Annotated in this window: 37 protein-coding genes and 1 tRNA gene; 3 read left to right on the top strand and 35 right to left on the bottom strand. The window is 61.2% G+C overall.

Features of this window, described 5'->3' with window-relative positions; genetic code table 11:
- Positions 1 to 31: 31 nt before the first annotated feature.
- The 33 genes from NKH22_RS00985 to NKH22_RS00825 all read right to left on the bottom strand — a co-directional run bounded on the left by NKH22_RS00985 (position 32) and on the right by NKH22_RS00825 (position 19,814).
- Positions 32 to 994 (bottom strand): major capsid protein, encoded by a 963-nt coding sequence (locus tag NKH22_RS00985; protein ID WP_352908747.1) that lies wholly within the window; start codon positions 992 to 994, stop codon positions 32 to 34.
- 264 nt (positions 995 to 1,258) lie between these two features.
- Positions 1,259 to 1,495, bottom strand: a complete 237-nt coding sequence (locus NKH22_RS00980; RefSeq protein WP_023805387.1) for an HNH endonuclease signature motif containing protein — start codon at positions 1,493 to 1,495, stop codon at positions 1,259 to 1,261.
- Between the two features lie 8 nt (positions 1,496 to 1,503).
- A complete protein-coding gene (locus NKH22_RS00975; protein WP_352908745.1) occupies positions 1,504 to 2,370 on the bottom strand; it encodes a capsid assembly protein in 867 nt (288 codons plus the stop codon).
- A gap of 24 nt (positions 2,371 to 2,394) precedes the next feature.
- Positions 2,395 to 2,916, bottom strand: coding sequence for a hypothetical protein (locus tag NKH22_RS00970; RefSeq protein WP_352908743.1), 522 nt, complete (start codon positions 2,914 to 2,916; stop codon positions 2,395 to 2,397).
- Positions 2,916 to 4,559, bottom strand: a complete 1,644-nt coding sequence (locus tag NKH22_RS00965) for a portal protein (protein WP_352908741.1) — start codon at positions 4,557 to 4,559, stop codon at positions 2,916 to 2,918. Before NKH22_RS00965 ends, NKH22_RS00970 begins: the two co-directional genes overlap by 1 nt.
- A gap of 14 nt (positions 4,560 to 4,573) precedes the next feature.
- Complete coding sequence (locus NKH22_RS00960) at positions 4,574 to 4,777, bottom strand: hypothetical protein (protein WP_156941006.1); 204 nt, start codon at positions 4,775 to 4,777, stop codon at positions 4,574 to 4,576.
- Between the two features lie 261 nt (positions 4,778 to 5,038).
- A complete protein-coding gene (locus NKH22_RS00955; RefSeq protein ID WP_050594085.1) occupies positions 5,039 to 5,344 on the bottom strand; it encodes a DUF3310 domain-containing protein in 306 nt (101 codons plus the stop codon).
- A 50-nt stretch (positions 5,345 to 5,394) separates the two neighbouring features.
- On the bottom strand, positions 5,395 to 6,213 hold the full coding sequence (locus NKH22_RS00950; RefSeq protein ID WP_352908739.1) for a hypothetical protein: 819 nt from the start codon (positions 6,211 to 6,213) through the stop codon (positions 5,395 to 5,397).
- On the bottom strand, positions 6,210 to 6,374 hold the full coding sequence (locus NKH22_RS00945) for a hypothetical protein (protein WP_352908737.1): 165 nt from the start codon (positions 6,372 to 6,374) through the stop codon (positions 6,210 to 6,212). Before NKH22_RS00945 ends, NKH22_RS00950 begins: the two co-directional genes overlap by 4 nt.
- On the bottom strand, positions 6,367 to 6,534 hold the full coding sequence (locus NKH22_RS00940) for a hypothetical protein (RefSeq protein WP_352908735.1): 168 nt from the start codon (positions 6,532 to 6,534) through the stop codon (positions 6,367 to 6,369). Before NKH22_RS00940 ends, NKH22_RS00945 begins: the two co-directional genes overlap by 8 nt.
- On the bottom strand, positions 6,534 to 8,435 hold the full coding sequence (locus NKH22_RS00935) for a DNA polymerase (RefSeq protein WP_352908733.1): 1,902 nt from the start codon (positions 8,433 to 8,435) through the stop codon (positions 6,534 to 6,536). Before NKH22_RS00935 ends, NKH22_RS00940 begins: the two co-directional genes overlap by 1 nt.
- An 11-nt stretch (positions 8,436 to 8,446) precedes the next feature.
- On the bottom strand, positions 8,447 to 8,947 hold the full coding sequence (locus NKH22_RS00930) for a hypothetical protein (RefSeq protein WP_352908731.1): 501 nt from the start codon (positions 8,945 to 8,947) through the stop codon (positions 8,447 to 8,449).
- On the bottom strand, positions 8,944 to 9,180 hold the full coding sequence (locus NKH22_RS00925; protein WP_352908729.1) for a hypothetical protein: 237 nt from the start codon (positions 9,178 to 9,180) through the stop codon (positions 8,944 to 8,946). The genes NKH22_RS00930 and NKH22_RS00925 overlap by 4 nt, the downstream gene beginning before the upstream one ends.
- Positions 9,177 to 9,380: a helix-turn-helix domain-containing protein gene (locus NKH22_RS00920; protein WP_156941012.1), complete on the bottom strand. Its 204-nt coding sequence runs from the start codon at positions 9,378 to 9,380 to the stop codon at positions 9,177 to 9,179. The genes NKH22_RS00925 and NKH22_RS00920 overlap by 4 nt, the downstream gene beginning before the upstream one ends.
- Before the next feature lie 137 nt (positions 9,381 to 9,517).
- The gene (locus NKH22_RS00915; RefSeq protein WP_352908727.1) at positions 9,518 to 9,760 is read right to left on the bottom strand and encodes a hypothetical protein; all 243 of its coding nucleotides are present in this window, start codon (positions 9,758 to 9,760) and stop codon (positions 9,518 to 9,520) included.
- On the bottom strand, positions 9,760 to 11,433 hold the full coding sequence (locus NKH22_RS00910) for a DnaB-like helicase C-terminal domain-containing protein (RefSeq protein WP_352908725.1): 1,674 nt from the start codon (positions 11,431 to 11,433) through the stop codon (positions 9,760 to 9,762). Before NKH22_RS00910 ends, NKH22_RS00915 begins: the two co-directional genes overlap by 1 nt.
- Before the next feature lie 211 nt (positions 11,434 to 11,644).
- Positions 11,645 to 11,911 carry a hypothetical protein gene (locus NKH22_RS00905; protein WP_352908723.1) on the bottom strand — a complete coding sequence of 89 codons (267 nt, stop codon included), beginning with the start codon at positions 11,909 to 11,911 and terminating at the stop codon, positions 11,645 to 11,647.
- A 37-nt stretch (positions 11,912 to 11,948) separates the two neighbouring features.
- Positions 11,949 to 12,527: a hypothetical protein gene (locus NKH22_RS00900; RefSeq protein ID WP_352908721.1), complete on the bottom strand. Its 579-nt coding sequence runs from the start codon at positions 12,525 to 12,527 to the stop codon at positions 11,949 to 11,951.
- Entirely contained in the window at positions 12,524 to 12,697 is a 174-nt protein-coding gene (locus tag NKH22_RS00895; RefSeq protein ID WP_352908719.1) for a hypothetical protein, read from the bottom strand. The genes NKH22_RS00900 and NKH22_RS00895 overlap by 4 nt, the downstream gene beginning before the upstream one ends.
- Positions 12,690 to 12,860, bottom strand: coding sequence for a hypothetical protein (locus NKH22_RS00890; RefSeq protein ID WP_352908717.1), 171 nt, complete (start codon positions 12,858 to 12,860; stop codon positions 12,690 to 12,692). The genes NKH22_RS00895 and NKH22_RS00890 overlap by 8 nt, the downstream gene beginning before the upstream one ends.
- Entirely contained in the window at positions 12,857 to 13,114 is a 258-nt protein-coding gene (locus tag NKH22_RS00885; RefSeq protein WP_352908715.1) for a hypothetical protein, read from the bottom strand. Before NKH22_RS00885 ends, NKH22_RS00890 begins: the two co-directional genes overlap by 4 nt.
- Complete coding sequence (locus NKH22_RS00880; protein WP_352908713.1) at positions 13,111 to 13,458, bottom strand: PDDEXK family nuclease; 348 nt, start codon at positions 13,456 to 13,458, stop codon at positions 13,111 to 13,113. The genes NKH22_RS00885 and NKH22_RS00880 overlap by 4 nt, the downstream gene beginning before the upstream one ends.
- Positions 13,459 to 13,492: 34 nt before the next feature.
- Positions 13,493 to 14,107, bottom strand: a complete 615-nt coding sequence (locus tag NKH22_RS00875; RefSeq protein ID WP_352908711.1) for a hypothetical protein — start codon at positions 14,105 to 14,107, stop codon at positions 13,493 to 13,495.
- Positions 14,100 to 14,381, bottom strand: a complete 282-nt coding sequence (locus NKH22_RS00870; protein ID WP_352908709.1) for a hypothetical protein — start codon at positions 14,379 to 14,381, stop codon at positions 14,100 to 14,102. The genes NKH22_RS00875 and NKH22_RS00870 overlap by 8 nt, the downstream gene beginning before the upstream one ends.
- Positions 14,374 to 14,604 (bottom strand): hypothetical protein, encoded by a 231-nt coding sequence (locus NKH22_RS00865; protein WP_352908707.1) that lies wholly within the window; start codon positions 14,602 to 14,604, stop codon positions 14,374 to 14,376. The genes NKH22_RS00870 and NKH22_RS00865 overlap by 8 nt, the downstream gene beginning before the upstream one ends.
- Positions 14,605 to 14,675: 71 nt before the next feature.
- Positions 14,676 to 14,891 (bottom strand): hypothetical protein, encoded by a 216-nt coding sequence (locus NKH22_RS00860; protein WP_352908705.1) that lies wholly within the window; start codon positions 14,889 to 14,891, stop codon positions 14,676 to 14,678.
- Positions 14,891 to 15,127: a hypothetical protein gene (locus NKH22_RS00855; RefSeq protein ID WP_023805408.1), complete on the bottom strand. Its 237-nt coding sequence runs from the start codon at positions 15,125 to 15,127 to the stop codon at positions 14,891 to 14,893. Before NKH22_RS00855 ends, NKH22_RS00860 begins: the two co-directional genes overlap by 1 nt.
- A 28-nt stretch (positions 15,128 to 15,155) precedes the next feature.
- Positions 15,156 to 17,693 (bottom strand): DNA-directed RNA polymerase, encoded by a 2,538-nt coding sequence (locus tag NKH22_RS00850; protein ID WP_352908703.1) that lies wholly within the window; start codon positions 17,691 to 17,693, stop codon positions 15,156 to 15,158.
- Between the two features lie 44 nt (positions 17,694 to 17,737).
- Positions 17,738 to 18,031 carry a hypothetical protein gene (locus tag NKH22_RS00845; RefSeq protein ID WP_352908701.1) on the bottom strand — a complete coding sequence of 98 codons (294 nt, stop codon included), beginning with the start codon at positions 18,029 to 18,031 and terminating at the stop codon, positions 17,738 to 17,740.
- Positions 18,028 to 18,222 (bottom strand): hypothetical protein, encoded by a 195-nt coding sequence (locus NKH22_RS00840; protein ID WP_352908699.1) that lies wholly within the window; start codon positions 18,220 to 18,222, stop codon positions 18,028 to 18,030. The genes NKH22_RS00845 and NKH22_RS00840 overlap by 4 nt, the downstream gene beginning before the upstream one ends.
- A complete protein-coding gene (locus tag NKH22_RS00835) occupies positions 18,222 to 18,872 on the bottom strand; it encodes a hypothetical protein (protein ID WP_352908697.1) in 651 nt (216 codons plus the stop codon). The genes NKH22_RS00840 and NKH22_RS00835 overlap by 1 nt, the downstream gene beginning before the upstream one ends.
- Entirely contained in the window at positions 18,872 to 19,045 is a 174-nt protein-coding gene (locus tag NKH22_RS00830; protein WP_352908695.1) for a hypothetical protein, read from the bottom strand. The genes NKH22_RS00835 and NKH22_RS00830 overlap by 1 nt, the downstream gene beginning before the upstream one ends.
- Before the next feature lie 508 nt (positions 19,046 to 19,553).
- Positions 19,554 to 19,814: a PGPGW domain-containing protein gene (locus NKH22_RS00825; RefSeq protein ID WP_023667708.1), complete on the bottom strand. Its 261-nt coding sequence runs from the start codon at positions 19,812 to 19,814 to the stop codon at positions 19,554 to 19,556.
- 231 nt (positions 19,815 to 20,045) lie between these two features.
- On the opposite strand from NKH22_RS00825, the gene NKH22_RS00820 reads away from it, so the two are divergent.
- The 3 genes from NKH22_RS00820 (at position 20,046) to dhaL (ending at position 22,001) form a co-directional block, all read left to right on the top strand.
- Positions 20,046 to 20,120, top strand: a tRNA-Asn gene (locus NKH22_RS00820).
- Between the two features lie 207 nt (positions 20,121 to 20,327).
- The gene (locus NKH22_RS00815) at positions 20,328 to 21,335 is read left to right on the top strand and encodes a dihydroxyacetone kinase subunit DhaK (RefSeq protein ID WP_023667709.1); all 1,008 of its coding nucleotides are present in this window, start codon (positions 20,328 to 20,330) and stop codon (positions 21,333 to 21,335) included.
- A gap of 24 nt (positions 21,336 to 21,359) precedes the next feature.
- Positions 21,360 to 22,001: a dihydroxyacetone kinase subunit DhaL gene (gene dhaL, locus NKH22_RS00810; protein ID WP_023744772.1), complete on the top strand. Its 642-nt coding sequence runs from the start codon at positions 21,360 to 21,362 to the stop codon at positions 21,999 to 22,001.
- Positions 22,002 to 22,016: 15 nt separating this feature from the next.
- On the opposite strand, the gene derI is transcribed toward dhaL, so the two are convergent.
- Entirely contained in the window at positions 22,017 to 22,454 is a 438-nt protein-coding gene (gene derI / locus NKH22_RS00805; RefSeq protein WP_023672592.1) for a D-erythrulose-4-phosphate isomerase, read from the bottom strand.
- Positions 22,455 to 22,480: 26 nt separating this feature from the next.
- Positions 22,481 to 23,248, bottom strand: a complete 768-nt coding sequence (locus NKH22_RS00800) for a triose-phosphate isomerase (RefSeq protein ID WP_027050333.1) — start codon at positions 23,246 to 23,248, stop codon at positions 22,481 to 22,483.
- Positions 23,249 to 23,300: the final 52 nt, after the last annotated feature.

Raw genomic sequence — 23,300 nt, 5'->3', positions numbered from 1 at the left:
ACTCCCTTGATGACCCGAGGGTCGGTAGTGATTAGGCGAGCGCCGAGATCAGGCGGATGCACTCGGGGCGCAGAACGCCGTGACCGACTGCCATGCGCGAGACCATCAGGGTGCCCTGACGGCTCGTCTGGTATTCCTTCTCCGTGGAGAGGTTCATCAGCTTGACAGTGCCGAGGGCCTGCTTCTGCATGACGAGGGCCAGAGCCTTCGTGCCGTCGACGGTGTAGTCAGTGACGTCCGCACCAGCGCGCTTGCCCACCAGCGTGTTAACGCCGAAGTTCTTCGCGAGGTTGTTCGTCGGGACCACGTCGAAGGTCGCAACCTTCAGCTGGCCACCCGAGTTCTGGTTCGCACCACCGTTACCGAAGTCGCGGTTGATGAACGAGCCATCCTGGATCAGGTCCCAGTACAGCGACGGCGTCACGAAGACGGTGCGCTCGTTGGCCGGGATGTTGGTGGCGTCGAAGTAGGTCGCAGCCGAGTAGATCGAGTCGACGACGTTGGTCAGCGACGGAGCCGCGCCAATCTTGTCTTCGGTCGCCACGCCCATCTCAGCGACGGCACCAGCGGTACCAGCCTTCGCGGCCTTGAGGGCAATCGCGAACAGGTGCTGGTCGTAGGCCTGCGCCAGCGACTCACCCATCTGGAACGCGTATTCCGAGCGGGTTTCGTAGTGGTTCATGGCTTCTTCGAAGTTCGAGACGAACGTCGAGGAGATCAGCATGTCGTCGATGCTGATGACCTTTTCACCGTGGTTGATGTCCTGGCCCAGGATCACGTTGCCGGGCGTGTGGTACTCGGCAGCGGCGCGACCGATGGCGGCGAACTGAGCGGACTTGCCGCTGGAGATCGTGCGCTCGCGGTGACGGCCCTTGAGGACGGTGCGGGTGTTGAAGACCTTCATGGTTTCACCCGAGAAGACCTTGAGGTAGAGGTTGTCGCTATGCGACGGGCCAGCAACGATGCCAGCGTTGACAGAAGTGGACTGTGCCATTTGAGAATGTTTCCGTAAGAAGTCAAAAGCGAGCCGAAGCTCGACAGGTGATTTCGCTTGGAAACTCTGGATTTCATTTGGGATTATCGCCGAAGCGGTCCGGAACTACTTTGCAAAGTTCGTATGCCGAAATCTAAGGGGGTCGCCCTCCTAAAGAGGAGCGGGGACATGCCTTATGACTACTTGGGAAACCGGAAGACCTCCCCGGTGCGCTTGAGACGCTGGGTGACCATGGCCCTACAGAGGCGGGGGAGGTTCTATCCGTTACTTACGTTTTGGCTGTTTGGAGCGGTTAGCCTTCCGCGAGAGGATCGTCAGGTTGCTCCTGGCGTTTGAGCCGCCAGTGGCGAGCATCTTGATGTGATCCACCTCTTTGCCCTTGAGGGCTGCGGCTCCCTTCTCCTTGATCATCAACCTACGGGCGCGTTTGCGCTCGATGTTGTCCTTGCGGCGATCAGGGCGGCGAGAGGCCGCGTACTCTTTGTCGTAGTCTCTCGCCATGGTGAGCCTTACATGATGCTGGAACGGTCGAGCTTCTCCATCACCTTGCGGCGGAAGGTCTCGTTCGTGTCGTAGCGAGGGTCGTTCAGGTCAGCCATGTAGTCGTCCAGGGACTCATACGTGGTCGTCGGCGTCTTACCGCCCTTGCTGATCTGCTCAGCCGGTTCCTCGGAAGCGTTGGCTTTCACCACAGCGTCCATGGTGGCCTTGAGACCCTTGACGGCCATGAGGACCGTCGCCTTGTTGTTGGAGTTGACCGCACGGTCGAATGCGCCCTGCTCGTCCTCGGTGAGGTTGGCAATGGCCCAGTCGATCATCTCGCCGTAGCCTTCCTGGCCACCCGTAACCTCGTAGGCCGCGTTGGACGTGGCGTTGAGGCGGTTGGTCAGGCCTTCGATGTAGATGTCGACCATCTCCTTCGGATAGCCAGCGGCGTCGAGCTTGGTATAGGTCTCGTCAGTCAGACCACCCTTGTCCAGGTACTCCTGGGACACGGTGCTGAGATCGAGGCCCGCCTTTTTGGCCGCATCTTCTGCGGCCTTGCGTTCCTCGGCGCTCGCCTGGGGCTTCGGGGTTTCTGCTTCCTCAACGGTAGCCTCCTCCTTCTTGCCTGAGCCGAGCTTCTTCTCGAGTTCCTCGTGGGACTTGAGGAACGCTTCGACGGTCTTGAACTTCGCTGGTAGCCAAGACGGACGTTCTTCGTTCGAGTCCTTCGCCGGGGCATCCTTTTCGGTCGATGCCTTGGCTTCCTGGCCGGGGACATCCCCGTCATCTGCTATTACGCCTTCCTCAACGAGGGCCTTGTACTGGTCTTCAATGGAGGGGCCTTTGTTGCCCTCGTCGCCGGTGTTGAGCGTGACAGTCTGTTGGGTCATTTATCCTCAGGGGGTTCGTGTGGGTTACTTGCGTTTGGTCTTCGCGCCCATGCCGTCGAGCATGGACTGAACAGCGGACTTGGCGTCCTTGTTGGCTGCAGCTGCAGCATTGCGCCGGTTGCGGGCAACGATGCCGCCCTTCTGGACGACGGACGCTGTCTGCTTGATGCGGTCGCCAATGCTCAGCGGCTTGACGCCAGCGAAGGCTTTCCCAGGGGTATCCCGAGGGCCAGCCTTGGCCATGTTGTACCGAGCGGTGTCGTTACTGACCGACTTGCGGGTGCTGGCGTTCGCCGGGTAGTCCTTGACGCTGGGCGTCTTCGGAGCAGCCTTGGGCTTCACCAGGGCACCCACGGTCTTCCCGGCCTGAGCGGCGCGGGTGTCGACGGATGCGGTCTTGGTCTTGGTGTCGGGACGAGGCCCTGGCACGGGACCCTTCTTAGGGGTCGCCGCAGCCATCTTGGTCGTGTAGCTCTTGCCGCCGAACTTGAAGGTCGATTTCCCGGCCTTCCGTGCAGCGCTGAACGCTTTACCGAATGTGGACATTATTCTGGTCCTTGATCTTGATTGGCGATGCCTTCGACAGCGGCCTTAGCGAGGTGCGGAGTGGCACCCTTGACGGCGTCGACCATCATTTGCTGAGCCATCTGGCCCTGCTGAGCGCCCTGCATTTGCTGGGCCTGCTGAGCCTTCTGCTCGGGGGTCTTGAACAGACCGTCGATGTCGATGGACAGGGAGACGAATGCTCGTTCCGCGAAGTCCCTCAGGTTCATCTCGGGACCCAACTCGTTCTTGAGCGGCACGATGATCTGCGTCATGGCCGTCATGTACTTGTTGAAGTCCTGGCCGCGACCGAGAGCTTCGATGCCGGTGACGATCTTGGGCTTGGCGACGGGCTTGCCGTCAGCGCCCTTGATGGTCTCAAGGTTCGGTATCTTCTTCTCGCGGACCATGCGGTCCATGATGCGGATGACCAGCGGCAGCTGGAGTTCCTGGGCGAGCAGCGAGTAGACGCCACCCAGCACCGTGTCGATGTCGGACACCATGGCCCGAATTTCTTCGGCGGTGACCCGCTCGGCCTGTCGTTGGACAGACGAGTTCATCATGAAGGCGTGGGTGAGACGGCTGATCAGGTCCTGCAGGACAGTCTGCGCGACTTGGAAGTCGGCCTGCTTGTCGAACTGGAGCATCGAGACGTCGTCGGCGCGACCCGAGATAACCTCAAGGTTCTCGGCGTTGGCGATGTCCTGGGCGCGGGTGAGGCCCACAGGATTGACCATGGGGTTCATCTTCGCCGCAGCTGCTGCACCCTCGCGGATGGAGCGTGACAGGCTCTCGACGCCGGTCAGATCACCGATGTACTCGTCGATGTAGGCGCGGCCATAGGGCTCGTCATGCAGGTAGCTCCAGCGGAGCGGCATGATCGGCGTCTTGTCGGCCTTCCACGAACCACGAGACTTCGGGAGCTTGACGCCCTTGATCGTCTGGAACGTGTGCATACGTTCGCCATCGCGCTCGAACACCGTGTAGATGTCGACCTCTTTCTCCTCGACCTTGGCGGCGTCGGATGGGAGGTTGTCGCTCGGCTTGAACACAAGTGCCCTGACGTCCTCGGGGAGGACCTCTTTGGCGACCGTTTCCTTGATGATGACGCGGAGGACGTTGCCCTCATAGTCTCGCTGGACCACGTAGCGGTCGAGCTTGTAGACACGCAGGTTGCCCTTGGGAGGCAGGTATAGGAGGACGTTGCCAGCAACGATTAGCTGCTTGATGGCTTCGACCAGTGCGGCGCGGATGCCTAGACCCTCGATCTCGTCCATGACGGATCGCTCGATCTCATTGAGCTTCTTCTCGACGCCCGACCTCAACATGGTTGAAGCGGACAGTTCCTCGACCACCTGATCCGTGACGGACACCCGAAACATCGGGGAGTTCGCAGGCAGGATGGTCATCACCAGCTTCGCCGTCAGCGTGTTGACGCCGTGGGAACCGATGGACTGGAATGGGGTCGAGAGCCGCTGGCCTGGGGCGTAGCCTTCGGGCGGCATGAGAGACGGAATGGTTAGCTTCGCGTTCTCTCTGGCTCGGTCGAGAAAGTTCTGCCTTTCGCTCTCCAAACGGGAGTACATCGAGGCAATGCTGTCTTCATCCGCGACCACACCGTTGTTGGTGGGGTCAATGTTGGACAATGGGAAACTCGGGGTTAGACGGCGATGCCGCTAGGGGCCTTCTTGGTGCCAAGTCCCGCCGTGCCAATGTTGGTCTCGTTGCGGTACTTCTTGGTGCCAATGGCCAGGGTGTTCGATTTGGTGGGCTCTGCAGCCGTCTTCTTGTCGGGGGCCGACTGGGTCAGCATTTCCGGAGGCGCAGCCGGAGGGGCTACCTCGGGCGTGTCAGCGAAGCACATGGGCTATCCTTGGGATTGTCGTAGAGCGGCAGCAGTGAGGACGTCGATGACGTCTTGCGCTCCCTGGTACCGATAGAGTTGTTCGATCCCTTTAACGTTCTTGAAGCCCGCGAGCGGGAACTTGGTCTGGAGGAATCTTAGGAGTTCCTCAGAAACTTGAGGGTCTTGATCGGCCTGGAAGATTTGGTTCATCCGAAATTCTTCTTTCGTATCTCTGTATGGGTCCCTAATGCAAAAAGGGGACCCGAAGGCCCCCTTAGTTTATTTCTGCAGCTTTTCCCGCTCGAACTCGATCAGAAGTTCTGTGCAGTGAATGGCCTTTTCCAGGTCTTCAATGCCGCCCTTCTCACGGAACCGCGAGACATACTTGATGATCGTGTGCTGACAGGCGTCCAAACCATTGACCATCGAGTAGGTCATCGGCTGGATCGGCATGTCCTTGTAGTGACTGCCGCCTACCTGAGTGTCCAAGGCGGGTGCCTTCGGAGCCTCGTTGAACGACTGGCGCTGTGGGACGTCAGCCTTTTCCCTCAGGGACTTCTTGGCGCAGCGTGTGATCTCAGCCACTAGTGGGTTGTCACAGGGGAAGCGGGTTTGGGTGTTGCAGACCGGACAGGTCACTTCTGGGGGTTGGATGGCACCCAAAGTTTGATCACTCCATTTTCGTAATCCTCGGCGCGGAGGATTTTGGCGAGACGTGCTTGGCGCAGCGCCTCAGCAGGCTTGAGCCCGGCTCTCCGGTAGTGGGACAGCACGGTCTTCCAGGGGTTCTCAGCGGGGACCTCGACCCACCGGGTCTCGATCTCGCCCTTGCGGGGGCCGCGCTTGAGAGTGTGTTCCTCGGGCCAGAGCTTGGTGCCGCCCTGGAGCGCCTTAAGCGCGGTCTCTTTGCCGACGCCAGGGCATCCCGAGTAGCCGTCGACCGGATCACCGGCCAGCGTCTGGAACATGTGGAAGGCGTCAGCCTCCTCCGGGGAGATCGTGATGATCTCGTCGTCGCGGAGGTGGAGCCCAGGAACCTGCTTGAGGTCCTTGTCGAGCGACCAGATGCAAGTCGTGCCGGGCTCAGCGCGTGACTGCGTGATGCCCAGCGTGTCGTCGGCCTCCAGCGTGGGGATGCGAACGAACGGGTAGAGCCGCTCGATCTCCTCGACCACTGCCCAATAGGCCAGCGGCTTGCGGGAGGACTTGCGGTTCGACTTGTAGTCTGGCTCGACGAGTTCCTTGCGCCAGTTGACCTCAGGGTCCGAGAAGTGGAACTCGATGTCGTCGGTGCCTGCGATGTCCGTCAGGTCCTCAAGGGTTCCCTGCAGGACGCCCCAGGCGTCGTTGAAGTCGGAAAACAAGATGTGGTAGCGGTCGAGAAAGCGCGTGTCCTTCTCGACGGCCACGGTCGACCGGTGGACGATCATGTCCCCGTCAATCAGCAGCTTCATTGACGCCACACCGACGCCACGTCGCGGCAGAAGGGCGGGATGTCCCGCGCCACCGCCTCACCCATCACGAGGATGGCGAGAATGGGAATGAGGGGCATGTAGCAGATGATCGCGATGCGGCGACCTAGGCGGGTCTTATAGCGACAGGCTGGCTTAAGCATCTTCGGCACTCCAGATGGTTTTGATTGAGACCCGCTTGATGCAGACCGTGGTCCGACGCAGGTAGTAGTTTTCTTCAACCTCGGTGATCGCCTTGGCGGCGGTCGGTGCCGTCAGAAGCTGTCGGCGGTTGAACTTGTCGTAAGCGTAGAACTCAGACATCAGTGGCAGTCCTTCCAGTTGTCGCCAATCTTGTATTCGCCCGTCAGGGGCACCCGCAGGTTGAGCATCTGCCCAGCCTTCTCGATTGCCTTGACGCAGAGTTCCCCGACGATTGAGGTGCCGTCCTCACGGATCAGGTCGGGAGCGATCTCCATCTGGAGTTCGTCGTGGACCCAGGCCATGATGCGGACCTTCGTCTGGTAGAGGTTGTGTTCTTTGAGGAGCTTCACGAACTCGATGATCCAGAGCTTGCACATGACGGCACCGGCTGATTGGAGCAGCAGGTTGAGCGCCGAGTGAGGTGAGCGGGAGAACAGGATGCGACCGTCCAGGCCCCTGAGGGACTTGGTCTGCTCGACCTTCTTCTTGATGCCGTCGATCAGCGCCTTGAGAGCCGGGAGGCCCTTCATGACGTTGCGCTTGAGCTTGCGCCCGAGCTTGTCGTCGCCACCTGCTATGAGGCCGAGGAGAGCCAGACCGGAGCCGTATAGGAACGCGTAGAACCACCGCTTCGCGATGGAACGTGACGAGAGCCCAGCGGCCTTCTGGTTCTTGGTGTGGACGTCGCCGTTGACCACCTCGTTCGCGTACTCGCCGTCGTCGTGGCGGTACATGAAGTGGCCGAGCATCCGCAGTTCCAGACCGGACACGTCGCAGCCAAGCTGTTTCCAGCCCAACCTGCGGTACTTCGTGGTCGGCCCGAAGCACTCGCGGCACTCAGGTCCGAACTCCTTGTCGCAGGAGGGAACCTGACCGACGTTGAAGTTCGAGTGCGAGGCGCGGCCAGAGACCGTGCCACCCGTGTTCGTCGTGGTGTAGACGTTGCCGTCAGTCTTGACAGCCGACAGCCAGGCCTGATCGCCCTCCGCTATCTGTCCGATCCGTTTCTGGATCATCTTGTAGCGGTAGAGTTCCTTGGCCTCGGGGTACGGGAGGTCTTCCAGAACCGTTTCGTCGAGCTTGGGTTTCCCTGACGGGGTAAGCTCGATGGGCTTCCACCCGTAGAGCTTGATGAACCGGTCAGCGATCTGGTCGTTGCTGTTCGGGTTGAAGACGTTCAGCTTGATCTTTTGGATCGAGCATCCCGCCATGTAGCCGAACTTCGCGTTGTCCTTCTTGGGTGTCCACGGCTTGCCGTCGCGGACGTACCAGGGCTTGAAGATCGACCGCAGGCTCTCGGCCAGTTCTGCGCGGAGGACCTGCAGCTGGTGGAGGAGCTTCTCGGCCTTTTCAGTGATGAAGCCGAAGCCGTTGCGCTCCATCTGGGCGATGATGAAGCAGACGAGCATCTCGATTTCCATGGCCTGCTGGCTAGGTTTCTTCGAGAGGACCTTGCGGTAGAATGCCTCGGTGACCTCGACGTCCTGGCCGCAGTAGTCGTGCATCTCGGGGGACCACTCGGCCCACACGACACGCATGATTTCCTTCTCGTCCTTCTTGGGGTCGAGGCCCCTCTCCTCAGCAACCTCGGCTGCTTTGGTCTTCGCGTAGTCGCCCTTCCAGAGACCCAGCCGGTGGCCCCACGCTTCAAGCGAGTGCCAGCCGACGAGGTTCGGTAGGAGGGTTGTCCGGTTGGCCCTGATGTTCGCCATGTCGGCGTCCACGAGGTTCGTCCAGATCATGCGTGATGCGACCACCGTGTCGACGACCTTGGTCTCGTCGATGACGAACCAGGGGTACAGCTTCTGGATGGCTGCGATGTCGAACTTGATGATGTTGTGACCGACTATTAAGTCTGCCTCCATGAGCATTCGGAGGCCGTCAGCAATGGGGCGGTAGCCCGGTTGGTCAGCGAAGTCGAAGCGTTCGCCAGTGATGAAGTCTTTGAGCCAGAGGCAGTGGAGCTTGGTGATGGTGTCGAGTAGGCCATCACCCTCAATGTCGAAGGTGTAAATCGCCAAAATGGATCCTGTTATTTGGGGGATTGGACCCCATTGCACAGGGGCATCAAGTCGAGCAGCTGCTTGCCCTGGAGGTAGACAAGGTCAGCCTGCAGACCGCCGTGAGAGGCGAGCCAGCTTTGGATTTTCTTGGGGTACTGCTTGGTGAACCAAACGTCGTAGACGTCGTTGAAGACCTTCTTCCCGTCCTCCAGGTAGAAGGGCCGGTGGAAGCCTAGCTTGGTCGTCGTGTAGACGCAGGCCTTCGGCAGATCGGTGAACAGGGTGCAAGCGGAGTCGCACTCGCCCACGATCTTGAGGGTCAGGTTCTGCTTGCGCAGTATCTCGCGCACGGCCAGGAAGTCATCGACGTAGCCACCAGGGCTGTCCACGATGTATCCGACCGTGTGCTGCTTGTTGTAGATGATCTCGGGGGAGTTGCTCTCCGACCGCGCCTGGGCGGTCAAGAGAAGCGTGAGGATGACCACGGCAAACGCCATGATCATCGCCAGGGTGTGGTCGAGCCGCCTCATACGCGGCCCTGCAGGGCTTCGAGGCGAACCTGAACCTGCTCGAACTGCGCCTTGTAGAAGTCACGCTCAGTTCGGGCTTCGTCGCGATGCTGTATCGCGGCCCCAAGGTCATTCATGAGTTCGATGACGTTGTCCGCCATCTGCATCTCGAAAGCCTTGATCAGGGTCCTTACGACCTTGCGTTCGTGCGCCTCGTCGAAGACGCTCAGGAGTGCCTTCGCGACGGGGCTCATGCGGCCACCAGGAAGTAGCGGGTGTATTCCTGGCCGGTGACCTTGTTGCGCCGAAGCTCACCACGGAGGCGGTATCCCGCGTCCTTGAGATCGGTGAGACGACGGTGGAAGCTCTGAATGCCGTGGTCGAGGTAGGCCTCGCGCTGGGTGATCGAGCCGTTCTTCTGGATGTGTTCGAGGATTTTCTCTGCCTGTGTCATGCGGGTACGTCCTTTCCAGCCAGGGGCTCCTTCGAGCGCCTGGGCGTGTTTCGTTGCTGCGATGTATTGGGGGATCAGTGCGGGGTCGTCGGTGGCTTCCAGAGCGAGCCTTTCGGCCTTCTCGAAAACCTCGTCGGTCAGAAGGACACCTTCTCGATGTCAGAGCGCCATGAGATCGCCAGCCACCCACGTCGTGGGTAGTGGGTCACGCCGTTTGCATCGACCACACGATGGCTGTCGCCACGGTCGTCACGCTTCAAGAACAACGTGGTAGGCCCTTTGATGAAGTAGGTTCCGTCTCCGTAGTGGTACTCGCGCCACGCCTCGACCGTGATGTCGTGCTGCGAGAAACCCTCAGGGTTGTGGGTCTTTATGGTCATCAGTAATCCTTTGGAGTTTCGTCCTCGAAGTCGTTGAGTTCGAGTGTGGCCGGGTCGACGCCGATCACGACGCGTCCGGTGTCATCCTCAAACCGCAAGAAATCCGCGGTGCCTGTTCGGCCCGTCTTGCGGCACTTAAGCACCGTGACGGTCGAGGTGTTTGCAGCGGCGGGGTTCTCGTCCTGCTGGTTTCGGGAGATGGCGAACACGCCGTTGGACAGCTGCTTGATGCCGCCCGAGCCGCGTAGATCGTCCAGGCTTGGCACTGCGCCCTGCTCGAACGACTTGCCCTGCCCTGGGGGTTTCCTGAGGTGCGAGATCAGACCGATGTAGATGTCCAACTCGACCGTCAGGAGCTTGAGGTTGTGCATGATGCTGTCGATCTTCTTCCGCTCGTCGCCGTCCTGGTCCATGTCCGAGACAAGGATTGAGAGGTGGTCGAGCCAGAAAATCCTCACGCCACACGCGATGGCCTGATAGCGGATGACGGAGTAGAGGCTTCCGTCCTCAAGGGCACCGAAGGCGTCGTACAGCTGGAGCCGTGCGTTGCCTTTGTCGTCCGTGGCGAGGAACAGGTGTTCTGCGGCCGCCGCGTACTCGGGTGTGTCCTTGAACTCGGGGTTGTCGATCTGGAACCGCTTACCGACGTGGTAGGCGATCAGGTCGTCCCCGGTGTCCTCCAGAGGCTCCTCAAGGTGGATCAGAGCTTGGTTGTAGGGGGTCGTGTGGAAGTAGTGGTGCTGCAGGGCCTTGATGATCGTCGTCTTGCCCATGCCGGTGCCTGACGTCCAAACGTCGAGTTCACCGAACCGGATGCCACCGCCCGTGCGCCAGTTCATGCGCTCCCAATCGGCGGGATAGGGCAGTGCCAGGACCGTGAGCCGGTTCTTGAGGCGGTCCAGAACGCTCTGGCCGCTGACGATGCCCTCGGGGCGGTACTGCTTGGCACCCCAAATGCAGTCGATGATCTTCGCGGACTTCCCGGCCTGGAGTAGGTCGGATGCGTCCTTGAAGCCCTCGGGTGCCCAGGTGATCCAGCACTTGCCGGGTGGCAGGAGAGCCTTGACGGCGTTGACCGCCTCGCGGCCCGGCTCGTCGTTGTCGAAGAACAGGATGATCTTCTCGAAGGTGCTGAGCCAGTCGAGGGCTTCCTTGATGCCCTTCTCGGCGCTGCCCGAACCGTCAACCAGTGAGACCACCGGCCACTTGTTGTTCTGAGCCTGGGAGACCGACAGCGCGTCGAGTTCACCCTCGGTGATCACGATCTGCTTGCCGCCATTGCGCCACAGCCACTGGCCGTAGAGCCCCTTGAAGGCCTTGCGGTTGCCGACCCATGGGAAACTCTTGTCGGGGAACCGGAGCTTCTGAGCGACCACCGTGCGGTCGTCGAGGAGGTACTGAGCGGCCTGGACCTTGGTGCCGTTCTTGTCGGCCATGATGTAGGACCAGAACCGGCAGGTCTCCTCAGTCAGCTGGCGTTTGCCGAGCCCGGTATAGGAGCCCCTCAGGAGGTCCGATGGACCCTTGGGTGCCACCGGGCGTTCGTCGTCGATCCCGTCTGTCTTGGTCGTCTTCTGGCAGGAGAAGCAGAAGGTGTGGTCGTGGTAGATGGCGAGTGCATCGCTAGAGCCGCAGTCGTCGCACGGCTGTCGTGTCTGCAGTGCCTCACTCATTCGGTGGCACGTTTTGGGATTGCTGCAGCTGGGCTATCCAGCGTTCGCGGGAAACAAGCATCGGTGACCTCATTGATTGCGTCAGCCATCGCCCGAGCCCCGTCAGGGGTCAGGACGACAGTCGCGGTGCGAAGGTGAAGGGTGATCCGGCCTCCCCTCGCGGTGACCTTGAGGTCTGAGGGGAGGCTGTCGTTCGTGAACTCGTTGAACGTCATCCGACCAGGGCGGTGACCTTGGCGGCGACGGCAGTTGCCTTGTCGCGCTCAACGAAAGCGTCGAGGCGCTTGGTGGCGAGCTTCGTCAGGTGGGCTTCGTGTGCCTCCAGGGCAGCGGCAAGCTGACGCTCGTGCTTGGCCGTGGTGATCTCGATGTCAGCGAGCAGGCGTTCGCCCTTCTCGTGCATCTTGGCCGCGTGGGCTTCGAGCTTGCTGACCATCTTGCTGAGCGACTTGGTGATGCGAGCGACTGAATTGAACATGAATTGTCTCCGTTAACCGTGTGATTTGGTTGAGTTTTTAGGATGCGAGGCTGATGATCTGCGCGTGGAACTTCTGGCGTGGTGCCGTGAAGTCGATGCGGTCCCCCTCGCGGATTTCCTGTCGGATGCGCTCGATGCGCGGCCCCTGCTGCATCTCAAGGATGCGAGCCATGAGGCTGTCGACGCTGTCCTCGGGGACGATCAGCTGCTGCGTTCTGGTGTGCGCCGGGGCGAAGTGGACCATGTCCTCCAGGCTCCTGATCTCCCGGTTGGGGGTGAACTGGGGCTGGGCGTCAATGGGATTGAAGTTCTCCCAGGCGTTGCCCATGGTGTGCATGACCTCGATCTTGCGGCCCATGAGGTGGACCGGCAGCGGCGGCATGTGCCGGTGGCTGTCAGCGAAGCGCATGTCGTCCATGTAACGCCAGTCGACCCGAGCGGTGACGCCAGACATACCGGCTCGCTCGTTGCGCAGGGCCATCATCATTTGCATCCGGCAGACGTCCTGCTCGGCGCTGATCTGCCACCCGTGCTGTTGGAGTGTGAAGGTATCCGAGCGCCATCCGGCCCAGTGGAGTTCCACCGGGCGGGACAGCAGCGGGTCTCCGTACCTCAAGCGCCGATGTCGCGCAGGAGGACCTCGTACTCGTCGCGGGCATTCTTCACGATTGCCTCGGCGTCAGCGATGCGCTTGAGCGCCGCCTTGATCTTGGTCTTCGCGACCCTGCCCTTTTCCTCAGCGATCTCGGCCTTGGCGTCTGCTTCCACTTTCTTGATGTCAAACATTGTCAGTTCTCCGTTGGATGGTGATGGTGAAGGGGATCAGGCGCTGCCACAGGGGCACCGCTCGTTTGCGCAGGATGCGCTGCTTGGCCTCCGCGACGGCGTCACGGTGCGCTTCGGCGGCAAGCTCGGCCTCGGCCTGCCGCACGATGTCTTCGGTGTTCATGCGGCGACCCACAGGATGGCCTTACGTCCCGAGCGGGTCTGTCCGAACCGGCCTGATGCCTTGGCGTGTCCGTCGAGGACGAGGCCGCGCATGGTGCCAGAGACGGAGTGATGCTCTCGTCCGATGTTGTCACCGATGGCCTGGGACGTGATGCCATCGGGGTTTTGAGCCAGCTGGTTAAGCACGTCCTGCGCCATCTTCGCGGACACAGGGAGGATCGAGGCGTAGGCCTCGCGGGACGTTTCTTGGATCATTCTTCGAGCCATTCCTTTGGGATTTTCCCCTTGTCGGCCCACTTGTAGCCCTTGTCCTCGGCCCACTTGGCGTAGGTCGTGGCAGAGCCCTTCCCGATCTTTTCAGACGCTCTCTGAAAGACGAACCGAATGTCGATGTCGGGAAACTGTGTGCGGATCAGGAGATGTTTCTGTCGATCTGCGGTGAGGAACCGACCCTTGCTCTCGATGTACATCGGGGAGCCGTCGCGTTTCCTGATGACGAAGTCGGGATTGTACTTCGCCTTTTTCGCGGGTTTGAGGTAGTCGATCTTGACCGTCTCAAACTCGAAAGAGCGACCCGCCAGCTTCAACTGGCGAGCCACTTCTCGTTCTAAACCGGAACGGTACCGATTGAGATCAGTAGTCACCGGCCTCGTCGTCGGAGGAACCGGATGCCGAACCGTCGGTCTCGTCGTTGAAGTCCGAGGTGTCGGTGTTGTGGCTTGCGAAGCCGTCTTCCTCGTCGAAGTCGTCCAGCTGAGGCTCCTGGCCCTGGCCGGTCTTCAACTCGATGATCTGGACGACCACCGGCTGCAGCGAGAGAGCCTTGGTGCCGCCGAACTCCCAGCAGTACATCTCGGCCTGGACACGGGCGATGGAGCCACCCCAGGGGTTGACGTCGACCGGGGTCTTCTTGGCGTCGATCAGCATCGGGCGACGGTCCCAGGTCTTACCATCCTTCTTGCCCACGCGGTTCTTCACGCGGATCGAGAAGATGACGAAGCCGGTCTCGTTGCCTTCGTCGTCGGTTTCCTTCTTGTAGAAGGCGTTCTTCGTGCCGGGCTTGGCAGGCTTACCCGTCCATGCCTTCGCTTCCGCCTGGATGCGGTCGATGAACGGCTTGGCCTCCTCCAGCGAGAGCCGGATGTCAGCCTTGTACGCGCCGAGGGCGTCGAACTTGGTGTCGGGACGCTGGAGCGCCGGGTAAACGAGAGGGGCCTTCGGGAAGGTAATTTTCTTGGCATCAGCCATAGATGATGTGTCCTTTTTCCACGGCCTCGACAATGTCGCAAAGGTCCATGGTTTCGCTGTAGAGTTCCTCGGGGTATTCACCCTCCAGAACGTCGTCGTAGAGAGCCTCGCGGGTACCCTGTGCGCCGACGATGTCGGAGCGCAACTCCTCACCCAGGGTGGCCAGCACGTCGGCTTGGTCGTCCACATGGGCGATGGCGTTGTTGGGGTTGGCGAGGTAGTCGTCGATCTCGATGTTTGAGAACCAGAGGTCCTGTCCGATCAGCTTAGGCATTGGCAAAGGCCTCCTTCATGTCGAGGTTGGAACCGAGGAAGCCCTGAGCGGCCATCGAGACGATGGTGCTGGCGACGGTTCGCTTGGGGTTGATCTTCCTCCAGCCCTTCGTCGGGTGGAGCGTTCGGTCGCCCTGGCGCTCATTGAAGGCGTCGAGGGGTCCGCTGGTCCGCGTCTGCCGCAGCACGGCGAAGGCCATGCGACGAGCTTTGCGGGTTCCCACGGTCGGTCTCACCGCTGTCGAGACAGCCCGGTTAACGGAGAGATTGCGAGAAAAGTTGGAGGCGTTCAACATTAAGCGGGGTCCTTGTGGGTACCGGGGTTGCGGGGATTGATCGACTGCGGCTTGCCCTTCGGTCGGGCCGTGGCCTTCTCGATGCCCTTGGCGTCAGCGATCAGCTGAGCGCTCGGGTCGTGCGTCCCTGCGCAGTTCTGGCAGGCGTCGGTTTCTTCACCGACCGAGACGTAGAAGCGTTCGCCGCAGGCGCGGCAGCGGATGGCGCGGTTCATTAGGCCTCCTGCTGGTGGCGGAAGAAGCGCACAGCGGCCAGGGCGTCCTGGCGGTTGCTCTGGACGTCGAGGACAACCTCGCCGCCGATGTTGACGCCAAGGTCATCCATGGTGCGATCGGTCAACCGGGCGACCACCTCGAAGTGCTTGTCGAAGGCGCGGCGGTTGTAGTGGACCGAACCCGTGATGTAGTTCGAGTTGGCGCGGATGGTTTCCATGCGTGGGGTGATCTTCATTATCGAAGCCTTTCCGTTATCCGAGAGATTAAGAGAAAAAGAATGGATTTGACAGGATGCCCTTGAGATCAAGGGAGCCCATCGGTGGTATAGGAGGGATGTCCTCCTTGAGTTCGTCGGAGATCAGCTGCTCAGCCGTCTCGTAGAACTCGGAAAGCACGTCGTGGGTCTCGTACATTTCCACGAATGCCTCCCTGATGATCAGGCTGAAACGCTCGACGTCACATGCGTGAACCCCGAAGCTGTCGTGGACAGCGGCGAAGTCTGTGATGCCTTGCTCTGCAGCCTTGCTTACGGTCGCCTGGAGGTGGCAACCGTCGAGAGAGTGGACGAAGGACGGCGGTACGCTGCTGGCCATCTGCCGAGGGTCAAGGGTGTCAAGGTCCTCGCTCAGGCGGGGCTTGATGATCTTGCCGTCGAAGAAGGTCTTCACCCGCCGAGACGTGGTGTCGAACTTGTACTGATGGACCGGGAAACCGAGCGGGGTCTTCCACTCGATCCGCTTCTCGACCGGCTGGGACTTCCCAACCAACCGCGACATGGTCATCAGCCACTTCATGGCACCGTCAGCTGCGATGACGACCTCGGGGATCGCCTTCCACACCTTGTCGGCTCCGTACATCTTGAAGGTCCAGAGGTCTTCCTTGGGGAACGGCATGGCTGCGCCCTCCCCGATCTTCTCGTCGACCGCCTCGACCACATACTGGCCGCAGGACGTTCGGGTCCCTGAGTAGGGCTTCACCATGACCGGGCGCTTGGTGATGCTGCGGTCGATGCCGAAGGTCACCCAGGCGCGGGATAGGTTTGCGAAGGGGATCGAGGAGACCACCTTGCCTTCCTTGTCCTTGATCTCGACGCCATCGTTGCTGCCGAAGTCCTCACGCATGAGGCGTTCAGTCACCTTGGCGACAGCGCCATAGACGTCCTGGCGTTGCTGGTTCGGGGTCATGTTGACGTGGAAGCCGCCCACCTTGTCGCGGAGCATTGCAGAGAAGTGCTGCAGGCCCGAACAGGTAGCGTCGAGGTCGACGTGGAGCTTGCTGACATGCTGCTCAGGGAACGGCCCTGCGTGAGCCTCAGCCCAGTCGAAGCACCATGCTAGAAACTGGCAAGGGTTATCGCTTTTTGTCCATTCAAGATTGTGCCTTGGGTCAGCGGCCACACGTCGGGCGAGGTCAAGATTATCTTTTCCCCAGTCAGCCCGTTCGTGCATAAGTAGCTTGTCTTTCCCAAAACAGTTAGCGCCGTGGATTGCCAACCATTTGAGACCATCTCGTCCGAGAGGCTTCCCGGTCGCAAACTGAAGAAGCCCTTTGACATAGTCGGGTCCTTGTGGGTTCAGGCCGGATGGCTTCGGATAGGCGCGGCCCCGGCTGTCGAGATCGTGAGGGAAGTAGATCGTGTCGTACTTCGACATCTTCCTGGCGATCTGGAACGACCTTGCGGCCATGACGCGCTTACCGACCACTCGGCGGTTGTGTTCGTGGATGCCAAAGCAGTACGCACGGTACTCTTTGACGGCGGGGTGATCAGCCTCCAGGCCTTCGAGGTTCCTCGGGGCCGGGTCGGGCTTACGATTGTTCGCCCTGGGCAGACCGCCGCAGGGGATGTTCCGGTTGTAGACATGCTCGATGGCGTCGAGGACGCGGACGTTCACCTGCCAGCGGGTGCGCTGGAGGGCGTTGACGGCCCCCAGGACGCGGTCGAGGACATTGGTCGCCACGAGTTCCTTGAGGATTTCGCGGTAGGCCTTCTTCGAGCCCTTGACCAACGGGTACGGGCTGACGTGGTGCGTGTGGTAGCCACCAACGTTGAGCGTGTCGACCGACCAGTCCTTCGGCGGGATCACCGTGGGGTAGTAGGTCGTGAACAGCGCCTCGCAGAGGCCCGAGTTCTTCTCGACGGTCAGGAGGAGTCCTGGGGACGCCTTGACGACGTCGCGCTTGGCCTTCCCGCTGCCGGTGGTCTCGACCTCAATGTCGCCGGTCACTTCCTTGAAGACGTTCAGCAGCGCCAGACCGACGAGGAGCATGTCGGACTTCGTCCAGATGGCCCATTCGAGGTCGGCCTTGGCGAAGACCTTCTGCATGTACTCCTCCCGCTTGTGGCGGGGCAGTTCGCGCTTGTTGAAGTCGTCGTGGATGCGCTGCGACCACTTGTGGTGTTCCTCGTCGAACTCGCGGAGGCGAAGCTCGTCATGGATCAGGCCCCCGGCGTAGATCGCCAGGGACGTGAGACCGCAGGGCTTGCCTTCGTGGTAGACGCCGATCTTGTTGAAGATGGCCTTGAGCGCCAGGAAGGCGCAGAGCGCAGGGTCGATCTCACCAATCAGCTTGTAGGCTGTGGTCTTCTTACCGGCTCGGCCACTGTTGGCGTCGTCAAGGAACCTCGTGATACCGCTAGTGAACGGCATGAGATAGTTCCTGATGATGTGAGAACCGAGAAAGGTCTCACTAAAGGTTTCCTCTAAGGTCCCCTTAAGGTGTTCCTTATGGAACCTCTGGATGGTCAGCCCTCGGGCGTCCTCCTCCAGCTGCAGTTCTTCGAGGTAGAGATCGTCGTTCATCGTGCCTCATTTCGTGGGGAGCTTATGATGTGCTGTATGGGTCCCTAATTCCCGGTTGGCGGGATTTCACCGCTAACGGAGAGATCAGGAAATAGCTCGAGTTGCCCTGGGGCGGTATAGGTCAGCCCGATTTCGTCGGGGATGATCACGTCGGCCCGGTTGCCTCGGATGTAGTGGGTGTCGCCCCGCTCCCGCTTGATGCGGATTGCCTCGTCGTAGGACTTACGAGCGTCGTCGGCCCAATCGTACAGAGGGCACATGTCGGGGCGACCGTGGTAGTCGGCGTAGCAGACCCCGTACTCGTCGCAGCCGACGCCCATGTCGCAGCGCCTGCTCATTCCTGCCACCCCTCGACGATGTCGGACTTGTAGATCGGGTGGCCGTCGCGGGTGCGCTCCATTGTCACACGCGGGTCCGACGACAGGTTGCGCTTCCAGAACGTGACGGCCTCATGCTTCACGGTGAAGCAGGCATGGGGATAGAGGCTGTCGGGGTCATAGAGGATGTAGATGTAGGTCGAGCGAGCCATCAAGCGGCCTCCTTCGATGCAGGGACGTTGCGCTCGGCTGTGCGAGCCTCATAGGCGACCGGCAGGGGCAGCTGGTGGTTGATCGAGTTGCCCACGCGGTTGAAGTACCCCTTGGACAGCGAGACCTTCACGAAGGACCGCATACGGGCCACAGGGTACTCAGCGACCCGGTGGACGACAGTCTCGTCCAGGCGGATCAGGTGCCGGTCGGGATAGGTCACGATGCTCCCGTAGAACGGGTCGGCGGCGAGGAACGTCATCTCGTCGATGGACGCGGCGTGATCCTGGGTCAGGGAGACAAGCTCGTCGGCCAGCCAAATCTCGGTGCCGTAGCAGTCGGACCAGACGTAGTTGATGTCGCTGCTCATGAACCCGTCAGTGTGCCAGCCTCGCCTGTTCATGCTCTCGGCGGCGCTGACCCACAGGGTCTTGGCGCACATGAAGACGTTGTGGTCGATCCAGCGGTCGATCCCCTCGGCCCTCATGACGGCGGCGATCAGCGGCCCGAACTGCTGCAGGTTGGCCGGGAGGACGGGCTCGAACTGCTTTGCGGGTTTGATGAACAGGTCCTGCCAGAACATCATCTCGGTGGGCTGGAGGTCGACGAGACCACAGTCCCTTGGCGCTTGGCCGTAGATGCGACCTCCCATCAGCGAACCTCCTCGTGGCTGATTACCCAGCCCTGGATGCACTCGGCCTCCCATTCCTCGGGCTGCTCCTCAGCGAAGAACAGGGCGAGGCTCTCGTTGGTCGGCTGCTCTTGGAACAGGTAGACGAACTCGTCGCCGCTCTCGGTGCTGCCTGTAACTGCCCATACTTTCATGATTTCTCTCCGTTGTCCGATGGCACACCGCCAACCGGATGTCTCCGTTTACGAGGATAATTGGCACAAACAAAAACCCAGGAGCCGCTAAGCCCCTGGGATTATTCACTCCGTTACCGGAAAGTCTCGGAAAAGGATTTGCAGTCCTCTGCGTAACCACTCCGCCACGAGGCCTCATCGCTCCCGGCGAGCGAACTCAATATGGTGGCAGCGAAAGGTCGTCAAGCGTCCGCGCGGCATTCCGGCGCGCTTTCCTCATCAGCCGCCGCAACGTGGTTCCCGAGCGGTTTCAGCGCTTGGCGCACCGGCATATTGGCCGCTCCTCAAGCATGGCTGCGCGACCGGCGAAACTCGAACCCGCGGCTTTACGCAGCGGGTGCAAACTGGCTTCCACCGTAAACGCGCGGCTGACACCAGGGCTGCCGTTCTCAAGGAGATATTCGAGGGGAAGGTCTGCGAGGGGCTGGAAGCGAAGCGTCCGCTGAACCGGGACCGCGCGCCATCGCTTTCAATTTGGCCGGCGACGCCGTTCCCACCAGACGACGAACCGGCGCCGCAGGCGGCGCACCGCGGCAAATTCGTAGGAAAGCACCAAAAGGCCGAGCGGAATCATCCAGAAGCCGAGAATCGGCAGGAAACCGAGAAGGCCGAAAAACACCAGCATGATACCGATGGCGATCCTCAGCCCGCGCGAGCGCGGCATGGTGAACTCGCGCCCGAACACCGAGATTTTCCGCGCCGGTGCCTGGTTTTCGTCTGCTGCAGTCATGTCGAAAGTCGATCCGGTTGCCTTCGATAAAGCCATATGCGCTAAAGGCTGCAATCGCCTTTCAGGTTCCGCCGACCAAGGTCCGACGGCGCCCAAGACGGCTCATATGTGGTGTCATCCGGCGATTGCCAGAAACCATTGGGTGAAAATGCGCTAAAAAATGCGAAATGCTTCTTTGCAAAGCCGAAAAGGGTTTGCTATAGGCTGCGCCACTCACATGAGAGCCTCTATTCCCCGGTAGCTCAGTGGTAGAGCAACCGGCTGTTAACCGGTTGGTCGCTGGTTCGAATCCGGCCCGGGGAGCCACCGCCTTTTCTAAGCCGTGGTGCGATCTTGTACACTACAGCGCCATTGTCCGCGCACTTCGGTCCGCTTAGCTTCTGCCAGAACGGCTGGTAACAGCTACGAAGCCGATCGAGGCAGTTTGGTGGGCATCGCGCCCCTGCCCTCGCCCGAAGGCAGCCTGATAACGCCCGGTATCACCTATGAAAATACCAAATCGGGAGGACGTTGGTGCAAACCAAGAAGATCATCAATGACGGCAATCGGGCCGTCGACGAGATGCTGGAAGGCATCCTGGCTGCGCATCCCCGCCATCTCAAAGCCGTTGACGGAAGCCCGCGCTCGATCATCGCCCGCGATGGACCGCGCCAAGGCAAGGTAGGCCTCGTCATTGGTGGCGGCTCGGGCCACGAGCCGAGTTTTCTCGGCTTCGTCGGCAAGGGGCTGGCCGACGCGGCGGCGATCGGCAATGTCTTCGCCTCTCCGCCGCCCGACCCGATCCTCGAATGCGCCAAGGCGGCGAGCGGCGGCGCCGGTGTGCTGTTCATGTACGGCAACTATGCCGGCGACGTCATGAATTTCGACATGGCGGCCGAGATGGCCGCGATGGACGACATCGAGGTGCGCACGGTGCTGAGCACCGACGACGTCGCTTCCGCGCCCGTTGGTGACAGGCACAAGCGGCGCGGTGTCGCAGGGAACTTCTTCATCTTCAAGGCGGCAGGCGCCGCCTGCGACCGCATGTTGTCTTTCGATGAATGCGAACGCATTGCCGGGAAAGCCAACGACCACACCTTTACCATGGGCGTCGCATTGGCGCCCTGTTCGTTGCCGCAAACCCGCCGGCCGAATTTCGAAATCGGACCCGACGAGATGGAGATCGGCATGGGCATCCATGGCGAACCCGGCATCGCACGCGGAAAACTCAAAACGGCCGACGAGATCACCGACGAAATGCTGGACAGGATTCTCGCCGAGATGGCGCCGGCACGCGGCGAGAAGGTCGCCGTGCTGGTCAATTCGCTGGGTTCGACACCGCTGATGGAACTCTACATCATGAACCGGCGCGTGAAGCAGCGGCTTGACGATATCGGTGTATCCATTCACGCAAGCTGGGTCGGCAATTACTGCACCTCGCTCGAAATGGCCGGCGCTTCGATCACGCTGCACCACCTCGACGACGAGTTGCAAACGATGCTCGACCACCCTTGCGACTGCGCCATGTTTCGCGCCGGGTAAACTGGGGACGGCAAGGAACAACAGATGACGACAATCGACACCACCCGCCTTGCCGCGATGTTCGTTGCCATCGCCGACGCCATGTCAGCCGACCGGGACCGGTTGTGCGCGCTTGACGGGGTGATCGGCGATGCCGACCACGGCATTGCCATGGAGTTGGGATTTGCCGCGGCACGCGACGCGGTGGCCGCATTGGACGACGGGACCACCGATCCGACCATCTTGCTGAACACGGCGGCGAAGTCGTTCCTCAACGCCGTCGGCGCCTCCTCGGGCCCGCTCTATGCCACGGCATTCATGCGCGGCGCGGCCGCCGTCAAGGGCAAGGCGACGCTCGACGACGCCGACGCGGTCGCTATGTTCCAAGCGATGGCCAGAGGCATTCAGGATCGCGGCAAGGCCGAGCCTGGCGAAAAGACGATGATCGATGCGTGGGCGCCGGCCGCGACGGCTGCGGGCGAGGCACTGGCCGCCGGCAAGGGGCTGGCCGGCAGCCTCGCGGCTGCAGCCGAGGCGGCAAAGGCCGGCGCGGAGGCGACCAAGGCGATGATCGCCACCAAGGGCCGGGCCTCCCGCCTCGGCGAACGCTCGCTTGGCCATATGGATCCAGGCGCGGCGTCCGCCGTAACCGTCATCGAGGCGATGCGGATCGCCTTGACCGGCTAGGTCGGGAGCGGATCCTCAGCGCTTCGCGTCGAGCTTGTCGACAGCCTGCACGTTGGCGGCAGAGGGACCGTTCGGATCGAACTCCGAGGCCAGCCAGGCGTCGGCGATCGATTTGGCCAGTTCGGGGCCGATGACGCGCGCACCCATGGTGATGATCTGGGCATTGTTGGATTTCGCAGCGCGTTCCGCCGAATAGGTGTCGTGGGTTAGCGCGGCACGGATTCCGGGCACCTTGTTGGCCGAGATGCTGACGCCGATGCCGGTGCCGCAAAACAGGATGGCGCGGTCGTAATTGCCGTCGACAATTTCGTGGCCGACCGCAGCGGCAATATCGGCGTAGAATCCGGCCTGGCTGAGATCGACGACCTGCAGTTCTGGCTTGGTGGCGAGATGCTTGGCGATGACATCGAGCAGCGGCTTGCCGGCGCTGTCGGCTCCGAGTGCGATCTTCATGGCAATTAACTCCTTCGTTTTCGTGGTCAGCGCGCGATGGCGGCCGACGCCTTTTTGAGAATGTCGATATAGCCTTCCGCTTGCCATGCCGAGCGGCCGATGAACAGCCCATCGATATGCGGCTGGCCAATCAGTTCGGCCGCGTTGCCGGGATTGACGCTGCCGCCGTAGAGCACAAGCGGGGCGGTCGGCAACCGGGTTGCTGCGATCTGCTTGATCAGCGCCTGCTGCTTGTCGGCATAGTCGGCGCTGGCCGGAATGCCTTTCTCGCCGATCGCCCACACCGGTTCATAGGCAAAGAGTATCTCTGCCGACAACTCATTGTTTGCGAGACCCTGCAGCGCGCCCAAGACCTGCGCGGTCAGAATTTCGTCGGCGCGGCCGCCCTCGCGCTCGGCCAGCGTCTCGCCGACACAGATCAGCGGCACAAAGCCGTGCCTGACCGCCGCCGCCGTTTTCAGTCCTACGGTCCTGTCCGTCTCACCAAAATGCTCGCGGCGTTCGCTATGGCCTAGTTCGATCAGGTCGAGCCCGCAATCCCTCAGCATCACCGGCGAAATCTCGCCCGTCCAGGCACCGGCATCGGCCCAATGCATGTTCTGGGCGCCAACCTTGACGCGGGTGTTGGCGAGCGCCGCCTTGACCTGCCGCACCGCGGTGAAGGGCGGAATGACGAAAGGCTGTATCGCCGGATCGAAGCCGGGCACGAAGGCAGCCAATGCCTCGGCGAACTGCAGCGCCTCCGCCAGCGTCTTGTTCATCTTCCAGCTCGTGCCGACCCAATATGGGGCCATTCTTCTCTCCTTCGATCCGAAATTCGAATGATGCGTGTTTCCGGGTCTGCGC

This window comes from Mesorhizobium sp. M1252, from assembly GCF_040318265.1.
Taxonomy (GTDB): domain Bacteria; phylum Pseudomonadota; class Alphaproteobacteria; order Rhizobiales; family Rhizobiaceae; genus Mesorhizobium.
The sequence above is the reverse complement of the archived record's forward strand: the minus strand, read 5'-3'. Positions and strand labels throughout refer to the sequence as shown.